Genomic DNA, 13,579 nt, shown 5'->3' with positions numbered 1-13,579 from the left:
CCAGGTCGAGTAACTGCTGCTGGAAAGACATAAAAAATCCGATGCCAGAGATCTGGCATCGGATTCTCGGGGAGCCTCGGCAACAGCTCAAATGCTTATGTGAACAGCATTACCGCAATGCGGGGCTTTTTGTTGTTCGGTGCTTAGATCGCACCGCGAGAGCGGAGCAACTCCAGGACCTGCTTGACGCCCTCTTCTACCGTGACTGACTGGGTGTCGATCACCAGATCGGCATCCAGCGGCACGTCGTAGGGGAAGGACTCTCCCGGGATATTGTCCTGACCTGCGGCGTACAGTCCTTGCGGGTCACGCTCGCGGCACGCCAGCGGCGATGCCTGCACGTAGACGGTGATCAGGCGGTCGGCACCAATCAGCGCCTTGGCCTGCTCGCGACCTTCGGCATCCGGAGCAACGAAGGCCGCCAAAGTGAGCAGGCCGGCTTCGTTGAACTGACGCGCCACGTGAGCGGCACGTCGCCAGTTCTCGGTGCGACCGGCGCGATCCTGCGGCAAGCCCTTGTTCAGGTCATGGCGCAGGTTCTGGCCATCCAGCACGTAAACCGCACGTCCCATGTCGAAGAGCTTGCGCTCCACGGCGTAGGCCAAGGTGCTCTTGCCTGCGCCTGAGAGGCCGCTGAACAGCACGGTAGCCGGCTGCTGGCCGAAGCGTGCTGCACGCTCCTCACGAGCAACATGCGCCTGTTTGCCGTGGTGACCGTCGATATTACGCCCGGCTTGCGGGTCGGCGATGATCATGCCGGCGCCGACGGTGCCATTGGTAAGTCGATCAATGACGATGAATGCACCGGTGGTGCGGTTCTGTTCGTAGCCGTCGAGGGCAATGGGCGCATCCAGGCTGACCTTGACCTTGGCGATCTCGTTCAGTTGAAGGCTGCTGCCTGCTGTTTCCTCGAGGGTGTTCACGTCCACCTTGTGCGCGATGCTGGGAATGGAGCCCGGCACATAGCTGGTGGCGCGCTTGATGTCGTACTTCTTGCCCGGAAGCATAGGCTCTTCGGACATCCACACCAGCATGGCGTCGAAGCCGTCGGTGACCTGCGGGCGGTTGTCGGCATGCACCAACATGTCGCCGCGGGAAACGTCGATTTCGTCTTCCAGTGTCAGGGTGATCGCCTGGCCGGGGCCGGCGTGCTCCAGTTCGCCTTCGTAGGTGACGATGGACTTGACCCGGCTGCCCTTGCCCGAAGGCAGAGCCACCACTTCATCACCCTTGCGCACGACGCCGCTGGCCAAGGTTCCGGCGAATCCGCGGAAGTTGAGGTTCGGACGGTTCACGTACTGCACCGGGAAGCGCATGTCGGAGACATTTCGGTCGCCGGCGATTTCCACGGTTTCAAGGATTTCCATCAGCGACTGCCCGGTGTACCAGGGCGAGCGGTCGCTCTTGTTAACCACGTTGTCGCCCTTCAGGGCCGACATCGGCACGAAGTGGATCGATGTGGGGTTGAGCTTGATGCGTTCGGCAAAGTGCAGGTAGTCGGCCTTGATGCTCTCGAACACACCCTGATCGAAGTCTTTCAGGTCCATCTTGTTGATGGCGACGACGATATGCTTGATACCCAGCAAGGATGCGATGTAGCTGTGCCGGCGGGTCTGGGTCTGCACACCGTAACGGGCGTCAACCAGGATAATGGCCAGGTCGCAGGTGGAGGCGCCGGTCGCCATATTGCGGGTGTACTGCTCATGGCCAGGGGTATCGGCGATGATGAACTTGCGCTTTGCGGTGCTGAAGTAGCGGTACGCCACGTCAATGGTGATGCCCTGCTCGCGCTCGGCCTGCAGGCCGTCGACCAGCAGCGCCAGGTCAACGTCGTCACCGGTGGTGCCGACTTTCTTCGAATCACGGGTGATGGCTTCCAGATGGTCTTCGTAGATCATCTTGGAGTCGTGCAGCAGGCGCCCGATCAGGGTGCTCTTACCGTCGTCGACGTTGCCGCAAGTGAGGAAGCGCAGCAGTTCCTTGCGTTCGTGCTGGGCCAGGTAAGCGAGGATATCCTCGCTGATCAGATCGGATTGGTGGCTCATGATGCGGAATCCTTAGAAATAGCCCTGACGTTTCTTCTCTTCCATCGAGCCGGCGGCGTCGTGGTCGATGACCCGCCCCTGGCGTTCGGAAGTACGGGTCAGGAGCATTTCCTGGATGATTTCCGGCAACGTGGTCGCCGTGGACTCCACCGCGCCAGTCAGCGGGTAGCAACCCAAGGTGCGGAAACGCACCATGCGCTTCTCGATGCGTGCTTTCTCTTCGTCGGAGAGATGCTCGAGGATGCGTTCGTCGTCGATCATGATCAGCGTGCCGTTCTTCTCGATGACTTCACGCTCGGCGGCGAAGTACAGCGGGACGATCGGAATCTGTTCCAGGTAGATGTACTGCCAGATGTCCAGCTCAGTCCAGTTGGACAGCGGGAAGACGCGAATCGACTCGCCCTTCTTCACCTTGCCGTTGTAGACGTTCCAGAGTTCGGGGCGCTGGTTCTTCGGGTCCCAGCGATGCTTGCTGTCGCGGAAGGAGTAGACGCGCTCCTTGGCGCGAGACTTCTCCTCGTCGCGGCGAGCGCCGCCGAATGCCGCATCGAAGCCGTACTTGTCGAGTGCCTGCTTCAGGCCCTCGGTCTTCATCACGTCAGTGTGCTTTGCACTGCCATGGGTGAAGGGGTTGATGCCCTGGGCTACGCCTTCCGGGTTGACGTGGGTGATCAGATCCAGGCCCATCTCGGCGACCATCTTGTCGCGGAAGCGGTACATCTCCTGGAACTTCCACCGGGTGTCGACATGCATGACCGGGAACGGCAGCTTGCCGGGGAAGAACGCCTTGCGCGCGAGGTGCAGCATGACGGCGGAGTCTTTACCGATGGAGTAGAGCATCACCGGGTTGTCGAATTCGGCGGCCACTTCACGAATGATGTGGATGCTCTCCGCCTCCAGCTGTTTCAGGTGCGTCAGTTTATCGAGCATGGCTACTCACGAAGGTCTTTCTGATACGACGGCCGGCGGGCCGTGGACGAGCGGGCACTCTAACACAGCCCCTCCCTTCTATTGAGGGGCCTGTTTAGAACGAAACAATCTAGTGATATGCCCACCGGATAGATGCCGTGCAGCGCCCTCAAACGGGATTCGGGCAATCGATGAAGAGATGTTCCAGGGCGAAACGCCGCGCCAGATAGTCGCCCAGCGCCTGCACGCCGTAGCGCTCGGTCGCATGATGGCCGGCGGCGATGAAGCTGATACCGTTTTCCCTCGCACTATGAAAGGTCTGCTCAGAAGCTTCGCCAGTCAGATAGAGGTCGACGCCCGCAGCAATCGCGGTATCGATGTAGCCCTGGCCGCCACCGGTGCACCAGCCGATCCGACTGATCATCCGGTCGCCCTCGACCAGCAGCGGCTCACGCCCCAGCACCTCGTGCACACGACGAGCGAAGTCGATGGCGGTCATGGGCTCGACCAAGGAGCCGATCAGCCCAACAGTACGCGGATTATCCGGCTCCAGTGGGCCTTCAACGATGATGTCCAACTGGCGTGCGAGCTGAACGTTGTTGCCCACCTCGGCATGCAAGTCCAGTGGCAGGTGGTAGGCCAACAGGCTGATGTCGTTGGCCAGCAGCGTCTTCAGACGGCGCTGCTTCATGCCTACCACGCATGGGTTTTCACCCTTCCAGAAATAGCCGTGGTGTACCAGCACCACATCCGCCTCGGCCTCCACCGCGGCGTCCAACAAGGCCTGGCTGGCGGTGACGCCGGTGACGATCCGACTGACCTGCGGACGCCCCTCGACCTGCAGGCCGTTGGGGCAGTAATCCTGGATGCGCGAAGCGTTCAGGTAGCGCTCCGCTTCTTCCACCAGAGTGTTCAAGGCAATGGCCATGGCGTTCCTCACAAGCTGTTGCGGACGGCTCGTTTTTAACGGGCGCCCTCGTATAATGGCGCCACCTTAAGGGGCACCCCTGCCCCTCGCAACCCTCAGGATTCTCCCTCGATGCTCAAGGCCCTGCGATATCTCGGCTGGCCCCTGATTGTCGGCGTGCTCGTGGCACTGCTGATCATCCAGCAATACCCGGAATGGGTCGGTCTGCCTCGCCAGGAAGTGCATCTGCAGGAAGCGCCCAAGTTCAACTTCACCCGCCAAGGTCCGGACTCCTATGCGGACGCGGTCACCAGCGCCTCGCCGGCAGTAGCCAACCTCTACACCACCAAGATGGTGAGCAAGCCCGCCCACCCACTGTTCGAGGACCCGCAGTTCCGCCGCTTTTTCGGCGACAACCTGCCGCGTCAACGGCGCATGGAGTCCAGCCTGGGTTCAGCGGTGATCATGAGCCCCGAAGGCTACCTGTTGACCAACAACCACGTAACTGCTGGTGCCGACCAGATCGTGGTAGCCCTCAAGGACGGCCGTGAGACCCTGGCACGCCTGGTGGGCAGCGACCCGGAAACCGACCTGGCGGTGCTGAAGATCGACCTCAAGGACTTGCCACCCATCACCCTCGGCCGCTCGGACAACATCCGCATCGGCGATGTCGCTCTGGCGATCGGCAACCCCTTCGGTGTCGGCCAGACCGTGACCATGGGCATTATCAGCGCCACCGGCCGTAACCAACTGGGCCTGAATACCTATGAAGACTTCATCCAGACCGATGCCGCAATCAACCCCGGCAACTCCGGCGGTGCCCTGGTAGACGCCAATGGCAACCTGATCGGCATCAACACCGCAATCTTCTCCAAGTCCGGCGGCTCCCAGGGCATCGGTTTCGCTATTCCGGTCAAGTTGGCGCTAGAGGTGATGAAGGCGATCATCGAGCACGGCTCGGTGATTCGCGGCTGGCTTGGGATCGAGGTCCAGCCGCTGACCCCGGAGCTGGCCGAGTCCTTTGGCCTGGAAGGCCGACCCGGCATTGTCGTCGCCGGCATCTACCGCGACAGCCCGGCGCAACGCGCGGCACTGCAGCCCGGTGACATCATCCTCAGCATCGAGGGCGAACCCGCAGGCGACGGCCGTCGCTCGATGAACCAAGTAGCCCGCGCCCGCCCGGGCGAGAAGGTCAGCATCCAGGTTATGCGCAACGGCAAGGAGTTGGAGCTGATCGCCGAGGTCGGCGTTCGTCCACCCCCCAGCAGCAACGGCGGAAACTGACCCCACAGTAACGGCGCCTTCGGGCGCCGTTTTCGTTTCTACAATCCAGCAAACGCATTGCCCCGCACTGGACAAGAACGACTCTTAGCCCGAAAAAGTTATGCTATTACATCTATAGCGAAATCATCCGATGCCCTCCCACCACCTTTCGACTGTCACGGGACTGGTGCTGAGCCTCCTTGGCGAAGCCGCTGCGGCCGACCCGCCCTCCCACTGCTGCTTGACGACATCCAGATCGACTTCGGCGGCAAGTGGAAGGGGCTGATCGGCGCACGCTTCGAGCACTTTCCCTGACTGTCAACTCGCTCTTTCCCCAGATTCCGCGAAGAACCCAAGAAAAAGCCGAGTGCGGAATTCCACACTCGGCTCTTTCTTTCGATCGCAGAAGGCTTAAAGCGTATTCAGAGCGTCCAGCAGTGCCTGGTTCTGCTCCGGCGTGCCGATGGTGATCCGCAGGAATTGGGCAATGCGTTCCTGCTTGAAGTGGCGAACGATCACGCCCTGTTCGCGCAGCCCAGCGGCGATGCCGGCAGCATCCTTCTGCGGGTGACGCGCAAAGACGAAATTGGCAGCCGACGGTAGTACGTCGAAGCCCAGCTTGCCCAGCTCGGCCACCAGGTGCTCACGGCTGTCGATTACCTTGCGGCAGGTCTCCTCGAAGTAGGCCCTGTCTTCGAAGGCGACCGCCGCACCCGCGATGGCCATGCGATCCAGCGGGTAGGAGTTGAAGCTGTTCTTGATCCGCTCCAACGCCTCGATCAGGTCCGGATGCCCCACTGCCAGGCCCACCCGCAGTCCTGCCAGGGAGCGGGACTTGGATAGGGTCTGAGTCACCAGCAGGTTCGGGTAGCGATCCACCAGACTGATGGCGGTCTGGCCACCGAAGTCGATGTAGGCCTCATCCACCAGCACCACCGTATCTGGATTGGCCTGGAGCAGACGCTCGATTGCCTCAAGCGCCAGCAGGCAACCGGTCGGGGCATTGGGGTTGGGGAAGACGATGCCGCCATTGGGGCGCGCGTAATCCTCGACGCGGATCTGGAACTGCTCGTCCAGCGGCAACGCCTCGAACGGAATGCCGTATAGGCCACAGTAGACCGGGTAGAAGCTGTAGCTCACGTCCGGGAACAGCAGCGGCTTGCCGTGCTGGAACAGGCCGTGGAAGGCGTGGGCCAGGACCTCATCCGAACCGTTTCCGACGAACACCTGGCTAGTCTGCACACCATAGTAATCGGCCACCGCCTGCTTCAGGCGATCGCTGTTCGGGTCCGGATACAGGCGCAGGTTGTCGCCAACCTCGGCCTGCATGGCCGCCACTGCCTTGGGCGACGGGCCATAGGGATTCTCGTTGGTGTTCAGCTTGACCAGCTTGGCCAGCTTGGGCTGCTCACCCGGTACGTAGGGCACCAGCTCCTTGACGAAGGGACTCCAGAACTTGCTCATGTTCACTCCCCCTGCTCTTTGTTAGGAGCAATGCGGTATTCGGCGCTGCGCGCGTGGGCGGTCAGCGACTCGCCTCGGGCCAGTACGGATGCGGTCTTGCCCAGTTCGGACGCGCCGTCGGCCGAGCAGAAGATGATCGAAGAGCGCTTCTGGAAGTCGTACACGCCGAGCGGCGAGGAGAAGCGCGCGGTACCGGAAGTCGGCAGCACGTGGTTCGGGCCGGCACAGTAGTCACCCAAAGCTTCTGCGGTGTAACGACCCATGAAGATGGCGCCAGCGTGACGGATCTGCGGCAGCCAGGCCTGCGGATCGGCAACGGACAGCTCCAGGTGCTCGGGAGCAATGCGATTGGCCACCTGACAGGCCTGGGCCTGGTCGGTCACCTGGATCAGCGCACCACGGTTCTGCAACGAGGTACGGATGATCTCGGCACGCTCCATGGTCGGCAACAACTTATCAATGCTGGCCGCCACCTTATCGAGGAAGGCAGCGTCGGAGCTGACCAGGATGGCCTGTGCATCCTCGTCATGCTCGGCCTGGGAGAACAGGTCCATGGCAATCCAGTCCGGATCGGTTCCGCCGTCGCAGACCACCAGGATTTCCGAGGGGCCGGCAATCATGTCGATACCCACCTGGCCGAACACATGGCGCTTGGCGGTGGCAACGTAGATGTTGCCCGGACCGACGATCTTGTCCACCTGAGGCACGCTCTCGGTACCGTAGGCCAGCGCGGCCACGGCTTGGGCGCCTCCAATGGTGAAAACGCGGTCCACACCGGCCACGCAAGCGGCAGCGAGGACGATTTCATTGATCTCGCCACGGGGGGTGGGCACCACCATCACCACCTCGGTGACGCCGGCAACCTTGGCAGGAATCGCGTTCATCAGCACGGACGACGGGTAGGACGCCTTGCCACCCGGCACGTACAGGCCTGCGCGATCCAGCGGAGTGACTTGCTGGCCCAGCACGGTGCCGTCGGCCTCGGTGTAGGTCCAGGAATCCTGCTTTTGCTTCTCGTGGTAGCTGCGCACGCGTTCGGCAGCGGTTTCCAGGGCCTTGCGCTGCTCGGCCGTAATGCGCGCCAGGGCCAACTCCAGGCGCTCGCGCGGCAGAATCAGCTCGGCCATGGAGGACGCCTGAACGCCATCGAAACGCTGGGTGAACTCGACTACCGCAGCATCTCCACGCTCGCGCACGGCCTTGATGATGTCGAGGACACGCTGATTGACCGCTTCGTCGGATACGCTTTCCCAGCTCAGCAGATGATCCAGGTGTCGCGCAAAGTCCGGATCAGCGGCATTGAGTCGGCGGATAGCGATTGGAGCGGTCATAGCGGGCCTCATGAATGGCAATAGCTCGGGCGCCGCTAGAGTAGCAAGCCCACCGTGCGGGCACCCGAGAATATTGGCTATGACACGGATAGGCGCGTGCGGCGCAGGGCCGCACTCAAGGTGTCAGCTTGGGTGTCGAGACTCGACCGCATTGCGCAGCACTTCGATCAGTGCCTGAATGCGTGCGTGCTGCATCTTCATCGATGCCTTGTTAACGATCAGCCGCGAGCTGATGGTGGCGATCAGTTCCTGGGGCTCCAGGCCATTGGCGCGCAAGGTGTTACCGGTGTCGACCACGTCGATGATCTTGTCGGCCAGCCCCACAAGGGGCGCCAGCTCCATGGAGCCATACAGCTTGATCACGTCGACCTGACGGCCCTGTTCAGCGTAATAGCGCTTGGCGACGTTGACGAACTTGGTGGCTACACGCAGGCGACCCTTGGGCTCCGGTGCGCCAATCGCACCGGCGGTCATCAGCTTGCAGCAGGCGATCCTGAGGTCCAGAGGCTCATAAAGTCCCTGGCCACCGTACTCCATCAGCACATCCTTGCCGGCAACGCCGAGGTCGGCGGCGCCGTGCTCGACGTAGGTCGGCACGTCGGTGGCACGCACAATGAGCAAGCGCACATCGTCCTGAGTGGTAGGGATGATCAGCTTGCGGCTCTTGTCCGGATTCTCGGTGGGCACAATGCCGGCTTCGGCGAGCAACGGCAGGGTGTCGTCGAGAATGCGGCCCTTGGACAGTGCGATGGTGAGCATGAAACTGGATTTCCTTGGCTACGGCCCGTTCGGGGCCTGTTGCGCGGTCGCTACTGGCCGGCCCAGTTCAGGGCCGGCCGATAACACGACCTAACCCGGCACGCGGCGGATCTTGGCGCCGAGCAACTGCAGTTTTTCTTCGATGCACTCGTAACCACGATCGATGTGGTAGATGCGGTCGATCAGAGTGTCGCCCTCGGCAACCAAGCCGGCGATTACCAGGCTGGCGGAAGCACGCAGGTCGGTGGCCATGACCGGTGCACCCTTGAGCTTCGGTACGCCGGTAACGATGGCGGTGTTGCCTTCAACCAGGATCTGAGCGCCCATGCGATTCATTTCGTAGACGTGCATGAAGCGGTTTTCGAACACCGTCTCGATCACCGCACCGGTGCCTTCAGCCACGGCGTTCATGGAGATGAACTGGGCCTGCATGTCGGTGGGGAACGCTGGATAAGGGGCAGTACGGACGTTAACCGCTTTCGGGCGGTTGCCCTTCATGTCCAGCTCGATCCAGTTGTTGCCGGTGTTGATGTGGGCACCGGCCTCTTCGAGCTTTTGCAGCACGGCTTCGAGGATGGTCGGATCGGTGTCCTTGAGCTTGACGCGACCACCAGTGGCGGCGGCAGCCACCAGGTAGGTACCGGTTTCGATACGGTCGGGCATTACGTTGTAGCGCGCGCCGCCCAGACGTTTGACGCCATCAATGGTGATGGTATCGGTACCAGCGCCCTGGATCTGAGCGCCCATGGCAATCAGGCAATTGGCCAGGTCAACCACTTCCGGTTCACGAGCGGCGTTCTGCAGCACAGTACGACCGTTGGCCAGGGCAGCAGCCATCATGATGTTTTCGGTGCCGGTCACGCTGACGGTATCGAAGAAGAAATTGGCGCCGCGCAGGCCGCCGGCCGGAGCCTTGGCCTTGATATAACCACCCTCGACATCGATCTTCGCCCCCATGGCCTCAAGACCACGGATGTGCAGGTCGACCGGGCGCGAACCAATGGCGCAGCCACCAGGCAGGGCCACTTCGGCCTCGCCGAAGCGGGCAACCATGGGGCCAAGCACCAGGATGGAAGCACGCATGGTCTTGACCAACTCGTAGGGAGCGACCAGGGTCTTGATGCTGCTGGCGTCCACTTCTACGGCCAGCTTCTCGTCGATCACTGGCTGCACGCCCATACGACCGAAGAGCTCGATCATGGTGGTGATGTCGTGCAGGTGTGGCAGGTTGGCCACAGTGACCGGAGTGTCGGCCAGCAGGGTAGCGGCCAGGATCGGCAGCGCGGAGTTCTTTGCGCCGGAAATGCGGATCTCGCCATCGAGGCGTTGACCGCCAGTAATAATCAGTTTGTCCATAGTTCTCTCGGCAGCGGAGCTCAGGAGCGCTCGGCCCAGGCGGCCCGGCTGAAGAATTTCATGGTGACAGCATGGATGCTGCCGTCAGCAATCCAGGGATTCAGGTGGGCGTATACCTGCTGCTGACGCTTCACCGGGCTCAGGCCGGCCAGCTCATCGCTGATCAGGTTCAACTGGAAGTTGCAGCCTTCCCCTTCAACTTCCACCTGAGTACCTGGCAGTTTCGCCTCCAGGAGGCTTTTCACTTCTACGGCCTGCATGCTCAACCTCAATCGGCGCCCAACGCGCGCGGGTCGGCCATGATACAAAAAAGCCCTCCGCCTGCGAACCCCGCGCGCGCGGGGCCTGACGGAGGGCCGTCGGACCGGCTCAAGCCTCTAGCGGCAGCAGCTCGGTCACTCCAGATACTTCGGCGATCTGCCGCATATCCTCGGGCATTCCACGCACCGTCACCGCCTTTCCGGCAGCCTCGGCGTCACGCATGAAGGCCAGCAGCAAGGCGAGGCCGACGCTGCTGGTCTTCTCTACTGCGGAGCAGTCCAGCAGGATGCGTGCGCCTTTACTGGCACGGATCATCTGCTTGCCCGCCTCACGCAGCTGCGGTCCAGTGCTGAAATCGAGCACACCAACCAGACGCAACTCGCCCGGAGCGGCCTGTTCGATACGCGCCTCACTCATTGTCCGCCCGCCTGCTTGGCCTCATCAGACTGCTTAGCCTTCGCGACCACCTCAGCCCAACCGTTGATGGTTTTGTCGAGGTCATTGCCATTGCGCTGCATGGTATCGGCGAACTGATCGCGGAACAGCTTGCCGATGTTGATGCCATTGATGATCACGTTGCGCAGCATCCACTGCCCATTGACGTTCACCATGGTGTAGGAGACCGGGTAGACCGTGCCCTTGCTGTCCTTGACCTCCATTCCCACACTGGTGCGTTCGGGGTCTTCCTTCTTGGTTGGCAGCACCCGAATTTCCTGGTTGTCGTACTCAAGCAGGGCGTTTCCGTAGAACTGGATCAGGCTGCGCTTGAAGTTCTCCTGGAAGCGGGTCATCTGCTCGGGAGTGGCCTTGCGCGAATACTTGACGGTCATGATGCTGCGAGAGATGCCATCGGCATCCACGACCGGACCGAGAATGCCGTTCAGGGCCTCGTAGAATGCATTCGGGTCACTGCGATACTGCTGCTTGTTTGCCTTGAGGTCAGCCAGCAATTGGTCAGTGGTCTGTTGCACCACATCGCGCGCACTCGGCGCAGCCGTGGCCAGCAGGGGCAGAGCCGCCAGCAGCACCAACAGGCCGTTTCGCAGAGCTTTGATCATGTCTCGAGTCCTCATTTGCTCTCTTTATTGACCGTGTTCAGCAAGAACTTTCCGATCAGATCTTCCAGCACCAGGGCCGACTGGGTGTCGCGGATGGTGCCGCCATCTGCGAGCAACTCCTCATCACCACCGACACTGATGCCAATGTACTTCTCACCCAGCAGGCCGGCAGTGAGGATGGATGCCGTAGAGTCGGCGGGCAGATTATCCACACGCTTCTCGACTTCCATTGTGACGCGGCCGGTGTAGCTGTCGCGATCCAGGTCGATAGCCGTAACCTTGCCGATGGTTACACCAGCCATGGTTACCTTTGCTCTGACAGTCAAACCGGCAATATTGTCGAAATGCGCGTAAAGCTTGTAGGTGTCGCCATTGGCGCCATAAGACAGACCGCTGACCCGCAGGGCTAGAAGCAGCAAGGCCAACAGACCGGCCAGGAGGAACAGGCCGACACCAATTTCCAAGGTGCGGATTTGCATCAGAAATCTCCAAACATCAAGGCGGTCAGGATGAAGTCAAGCCCCAGCACGGCCAGCGAGGCGTAGACCACGGTTTTAGTCGTTGCGCGGCTGATCCCTTCCGAGGTCGGCTCGCAGTCATAGCCCTGGAACACAGCGATCCAGGTCACCACGAAGGCGAATACGACGCTCTTGACCACGCCGTTCAGCACATCCTCGGTGAATTGCACACTGTTCTGCATGTTGGACCAGAAAGAGCCCTCATAGACTCCCAGCCAGTCCACGGCAACCATAGCGCCGCCCCAGATGCCCACTACGCTGAAGATGATCGCCAGCAGCGGCATCGAGATGAAGCCCGCCCAAAGGCGCGGTGCAATGATGTACTTGAGCGGATCGACACCGATCATCTCCAGGCTGGAGAGTTGTTCGGTGGACTTCATATTGCCGATCTCGGCCGTCAGCGCCGAGCCGGCGCGTCCAGCGAAGAGCAGACCGGTCACCACTGGCCCAAGCTCACGCAGCAAAGTCAGTGCAACCATCTGGCCCACTGCCTGCTCGGATCCGTAGTCGACCAGGATGTTATAGCCCTGGAGAGCCAGCACCATGCCGATGAAAACGCCGGAGACCACAATGATCGCCAACGACAGCACACCAACGGCGTAGAGCTGCTTGACCAGCAACTGAAAGCCGTTGCCCACGCCGGTGCGGCCAAACAGGGCATGGATCAGGAACAGGGTGGAGCGCCCTAGCGCTTCCAGCACATCCAGACCGGAACGCCCGAGCAGGCGAATGCGCTCGAGCAAGGATTTCTTGCGCATCAGCGCCCCCCCAGCAAGTCTTTGCGGTAATCCGGTGCCGGGAAATGGAAGGGCACCGGACCGTCCGGGATGCCTTTCATGAACTGGCGGATACGCGGGTTATCGGAATTCATCAGCTCATCCGGGGTTCCCTGCCCCAGTACCTGGGAATCGCCGACTACGTAGAGGTAGTCCGCGATGCTCGCGGTTTCCGCCAGGTCGTGGGAGACCACGATGCTGGTAATTCCGAGCGCATCGTTGAGGAGGCGAATCAAGCGCACCAGTACGCCCATGGCAATGGGGTCCTGACCGACGAACGGTTCGTCATACATCAATATCTGCGGATCGAGTGCAATCGCCCGCGCCAGCGCCACGCGGCGCTTCATGCCACCGGAAAGTTCATCAGGCATCAGCTCGATGGCGCCACGCAAGCCAACGGCCTGGAGCTTCATCAAAACTATGTCACGAATCATTTCTTCCGGCAGCTTGGTGTGCACCCGCAGCGGAAACGCGACGTTTTCGAATACATCCAGATCAGTGAACAGCGCACCACTCTGGAACAGCACACCAAACTGCTTACGCATGTCGAACAGGTCGGCACGGGAGAGTTTGGGCAGGTTCTGTCCATTGACCCAGACCTCGCCACTGGCGGGTTTGAGCTGGGCGGCGATCAGGCGCAGCAACGTGGTCTTGCCGCAGCCGGAAGGCCCCATGATGCCGGTTACCTTGCCGCGCGGAATACGGATATCGACATCTTGAAAAATGCTGCGCGTGCCGCGGTTGAAGGTTACTCCCTTCAGCTCGACGGCATAGGCGTTTTCGGCGCTCATCTAAACTCCTTGCGATACAGCCTCCCTGAAAGACGACGCATCCCAACGCAAGGACACCCCGCCCGGGACGGGCCGAACAAGGCGCGGACTATATCACCGCGCCATTGCCGCTCCCAAGGCCACACCAGCGTCTGTTCAGCT

General features: G+C 61.3%; 14 protein-coding genes. 1 reads left to right on the top strand and 13 read right to left on the bottom strand.

Annotated features, from left to right (window positions below):
* Nucleotides 1–143: 143 nt before the first annotated feature.
* The 3 genes from cysN to FFS60_RS03245 all read right to left on the bottom strand — a co-directional run bounded on the left by cysN (nucleotide 144) and on the right by FFS60_RS03245 (nucleotide 3,882).
* Complete coding sequence (gene cysN, locus FFS60_RS03255; RefSeq protein ID WP_137821115.1) at nucleotides 144–2,045, bottom strand: sulfate adenylyltransferase subunit CysN; 1,902 nt, start codon at nucleotides 2,043–2,045, stop codon at nucleotides 144–146.
* A 12-nt stretch (nucleotides 2,046–2,057) separates the two neighbouring features.
* A complete protein-coding gene (gene cysD / locus FFS60_RS03250; RefSeq protein WP_028628478.1) occupies nucleotides 2,058–2,975 on the bottom strand; it encodes a sulfate adenylyltransferase subunit CysD in 918 nt (305 codons plus the stop codon).
* Nucleotides 2,976–3,123: 148 nt separating this feature from the next.
* Complete coding sequence (locus FFS60_RS03245) at nucleotides 3,124–3,882, bottom strand: Nif3-like dinuclear metal center hexameric protein (protein ID WP_028628479.1); 759 nt, start codon at nucleotides 3,880–3,882, stop codon at nucleotides 3,124–3,126.
* Between the two features lie 111 nt (nucleotides 3,883–3,993).
* Here FFS60_RS03245 and algW point away from each other — a divergent pair, with 111 nt between their 5' ends.
* Complete coding sequence (gene algW, locus FFS60_RS03240) at nucleotides 3,994–5,145, top strand: Do family serine endopeptidase AlgW (RefSeq protein ID WP_028628480.1); 1,152 nt, start codon at nucleotides 3,994–3,996, stop codon at nucleotides 5,143–5,145.
* Between the two features lie 390 nt (nucleotides 5,146–5,535).
* Here algW and hisC read toward each other — a convergent pair whose 3' ends face one another.
* From hisC to FFS60_RS03190, 10 genes are all read right to left on the bottom strand, one after another.
* Nucleotides 5,536–6,588 carry a histidinol-phosphate transaminase gene (hisC, locus tag FFS60_RS03235; protein ID WP_028628481.1) on the bottom strand — a complete coding sequence of 351 codons (1,053 nt, stop codon included), beginning with the start codon at nucleotides 6,586–6,588 and terminating at the stop codon, nucleotides 5,536–5,538.
* Nucleotides 6,589–6,590: 2 nt separating this feature from the next.
* Nucleotides 6,591–7,919, bottom strand: a complete 1,329-nt coding sequence (hisD, locus tag FFS60_RS03230; RefSeq protein WP_137821114.1) for a histidinol dehydrogenase — start codon at nucleotides 7,917–7,919, stop codon at nucleotides 6,591–6,593.
* A 123-nt stretch (nucleotides 7,920–8,042) separates the two neighbouring features.
* Nucleotides 8,043–8,678, bottom strand: coding sequence for an ATP phosphoribosyltransferase (gene hisG / locus FFS60_RS03225; protein WP_028628483.1), 636 nt, complete (start codon nucleotides 8,676–8,678; stop codon nucleotides 8,043–8,045).
* A gap of 90 nt (nucleotides 8,679–8,768) precedes the next feature.
* Nucleotides 8,769–10,034, bottom strand: coding sequence for a UDP-N-acetylglucosamine 1-carboxyvinyltransferase (murA, locus tag FFS60_RS03220; RefSeq protein WP_028628484.1), 1,266 nt, complete (start codon nucleotides 10,032–10,034; stop codon nucleotides 8,769–8,771).
* Between the two features lie 20 nt (nucleotides 10,035–10,054).
* Nucleotides 10,055–10,294 carry a BolA family protein gene (locus tag FFS60_RS03215; protein WP_028628485.1) on the bottom strand — a complete coding sequence of 80 codons (240 nt, stop codon included), beginning with the start codon at nucleotides 10,292–10,294 and terminating at the stop codon, nucleotides 10,055–10,057.
* Between the two features lie 109 nt (nucleotides 10,295–10,403).
* Nucleotides 10,404–10,712: a lipid asymmetry maintenance protein MlaB gene (locus FFS60_RS03210; RefSeq protein ID WP_137821113.1), complete on the bottom strand. Its 309-nt coding sequence runs from the start codon at nucleotides 10,710–10,712 to the stop codon at nucleotides 10,404–10,406.
* Entirely contained in the window at nucleotides 10,709–11,353 is a 645-nt protein-coding gene (locus FFS60_RS03205; RefSeq protein WP_028628487.1) for a phospholipid-binding protein MlaC, read from the bottom strand. Before FFS60_RS03205 ends, FFS60_RS03210 begins: the two co-directional genes overlap by 4 nt.
* A gap of 11 nt (nucleotides 11,354–11,364) precedes the next feature.
* On the bottom strand, nucleotides 11,365–11,832 hold the full coding sequence (gene mlaD / locus FFS60_RS03200; RefSeq protein ID WP_028628488.1) for an outer membrane lipid asymmetry maintenance protein MlaD: 468 nt from the start codon (nucleotides 11,830–11,832) through the stop codon (nucleotides 11,365–11,367).
* On the bottom strand, nucleotides 11,832–12,629 hold the full coding sequence (gene mlaE, locus FFS60_RS03195) for a lipid asymmetry maintenance ABC transporter permease subunit MlaE (RefSeq protein ID WP_028628489.1): 798 nt from the start codon (nucleotides 12,627–12,629) through the stop codon (nucleotides 11,832–11,834). Before mlaE ends, mlaD begins: the two co-directional genes overlap by 1 nt.
* Nucleotides 12,629–13,438, bottom strand: coding sequence for an ATP-binding cassette domain-containing protein (locus FFS60_RS03190; RefSeq protein WP_137821112.1), 810 nt, complete (start codon nucleotides 13,436–13,438; stop codon nucleotides 12,629–12,631). The genes mlaE and FFS60_RS03190 overlap by 1 nt, the downstream gene beginning before the upstream one ends.
* Nucleotides 13,439–13,579 lie beyond the last annotated feature (141 nt).

It is taken from the genome of Pseudomonas sp. D(2018), from assembly GCF_005502555.1.
In the GTDB taxonomy this organism is placed as follows: domain Bacteria; phylum Pseudomonadota; class Gammaproteobacteria; order Pseudomonadales; family Pseudomonadaceae; genus Metapseudomonas; species Metapseudomonas resinovorans.
This window is presented reverse-complemented; position numbering and strand designations above follow the sequence as displayed.

What these genes read in the sequence shown, in the direction of transcription:
- cysN (WP_137821115.1), bottom strand. Translation starts at nt 2,045, where the DNA reads ATGAGCCACCAATCCGATCTGATCAGCGAGGATATCCTCGCTTACCTG.
- cysD (WP_028628478.1), bottom strand. Translation starts at nt 2,975, where the DNA reads ATGCTCGATAAACTGACGCACCTGAAACAGCTGGAGGCGGAGAGCATC.
- FFS60_RS03245 (WP_028628479.1), bottom strand. Translation starts at nt 3,882, where the DNA reads ATGGCCATTGCCTTGAACACTCTGGTGGAAGAAGCGGAGCGCTACCTG.
- algW (WP_028628480.1), top strand. Translation starts at nt 3,994, where the DNA reads ATGCTCAAGGCCCTGCGATATCTCGGCTGGCCCCTGATTGTCGGCGTG.
- hisC (WP_028628481.1), bottom strand. Translation starts at nt 6,588, where the DNA reads ATGAGCAAGTTCTGGAGTCCCTTCGTCAAGGAGCTGGTGCCCTACGTA.
- hisD (WP_137821114.1), bottom strand. Translation starts at nt 7,919, where the DNA reads ATGACCGCTCCAATCGCTATCCGCCGACTCAATGCCGCTGATCCGGAC.
- hisG (WP_028628483.1), bottom strand. Translation starts at nt 8,678, where the DNA reads ATGCTCACCATCGCACTGTCCAAGGGCCGCATTCTCGACGACACCCTG.
- murA (WP_028628484.1), bottom strand. Translation starts at nt 10,034, where the DNA reads ATGGACAAACTGATTATTACTGGCGGTCAACGCCTCGATGGCGAGATC.
- FFS60_RS03215 (WP_028628485.1), bottom strand. Translation starts at nt 10,294, where the DNA reads ATGCAGGCCGTAGAAGTGAAAAGCCTCCTGGAGGCGAAACTGCCAGGT.
- FFS60_RS03210 (WP_137821113.1), bottom strand. Translation starts at nt 10,712, where the DNA reads ATGAGTGAGGCGCGTATCGAACAGGCCGCTCCGGGCGAGTTGCGTCTG.
- FFS60_RS03205 (WP_028628487.1), bottom strand. Translation starts at nt 11,353, where the DNA reads ATGATCAAAGCTCTGCGAAACGGCCTGTTGGTGCTGCTGGCGGCTCTG.
- mlaD (WP_028628488.1), bottom strand. Translation starts at nt 11,832, where the DNA reads ATGCAAATCCGCACCTTGGAAATTGGTGTCGGCCTGTTCCTCCTGGCC.
- mlaE (WP_028628489.1), bottom strand. Translation starts at nt 12,629, where the DNA reads ATGCGCAAGAAATCCTTGCTCGAGCGCATTCGCCTGCTCGGGCGTTCC.
- FFS60_RS03190 (WP_137821112.1), bottom strand. Translation starts at nt 13,438, where the DNA reads ATGAGCGCCGAAAACGCCTATGCCGTCGAGCTGAAGGGAGTAACCTTC.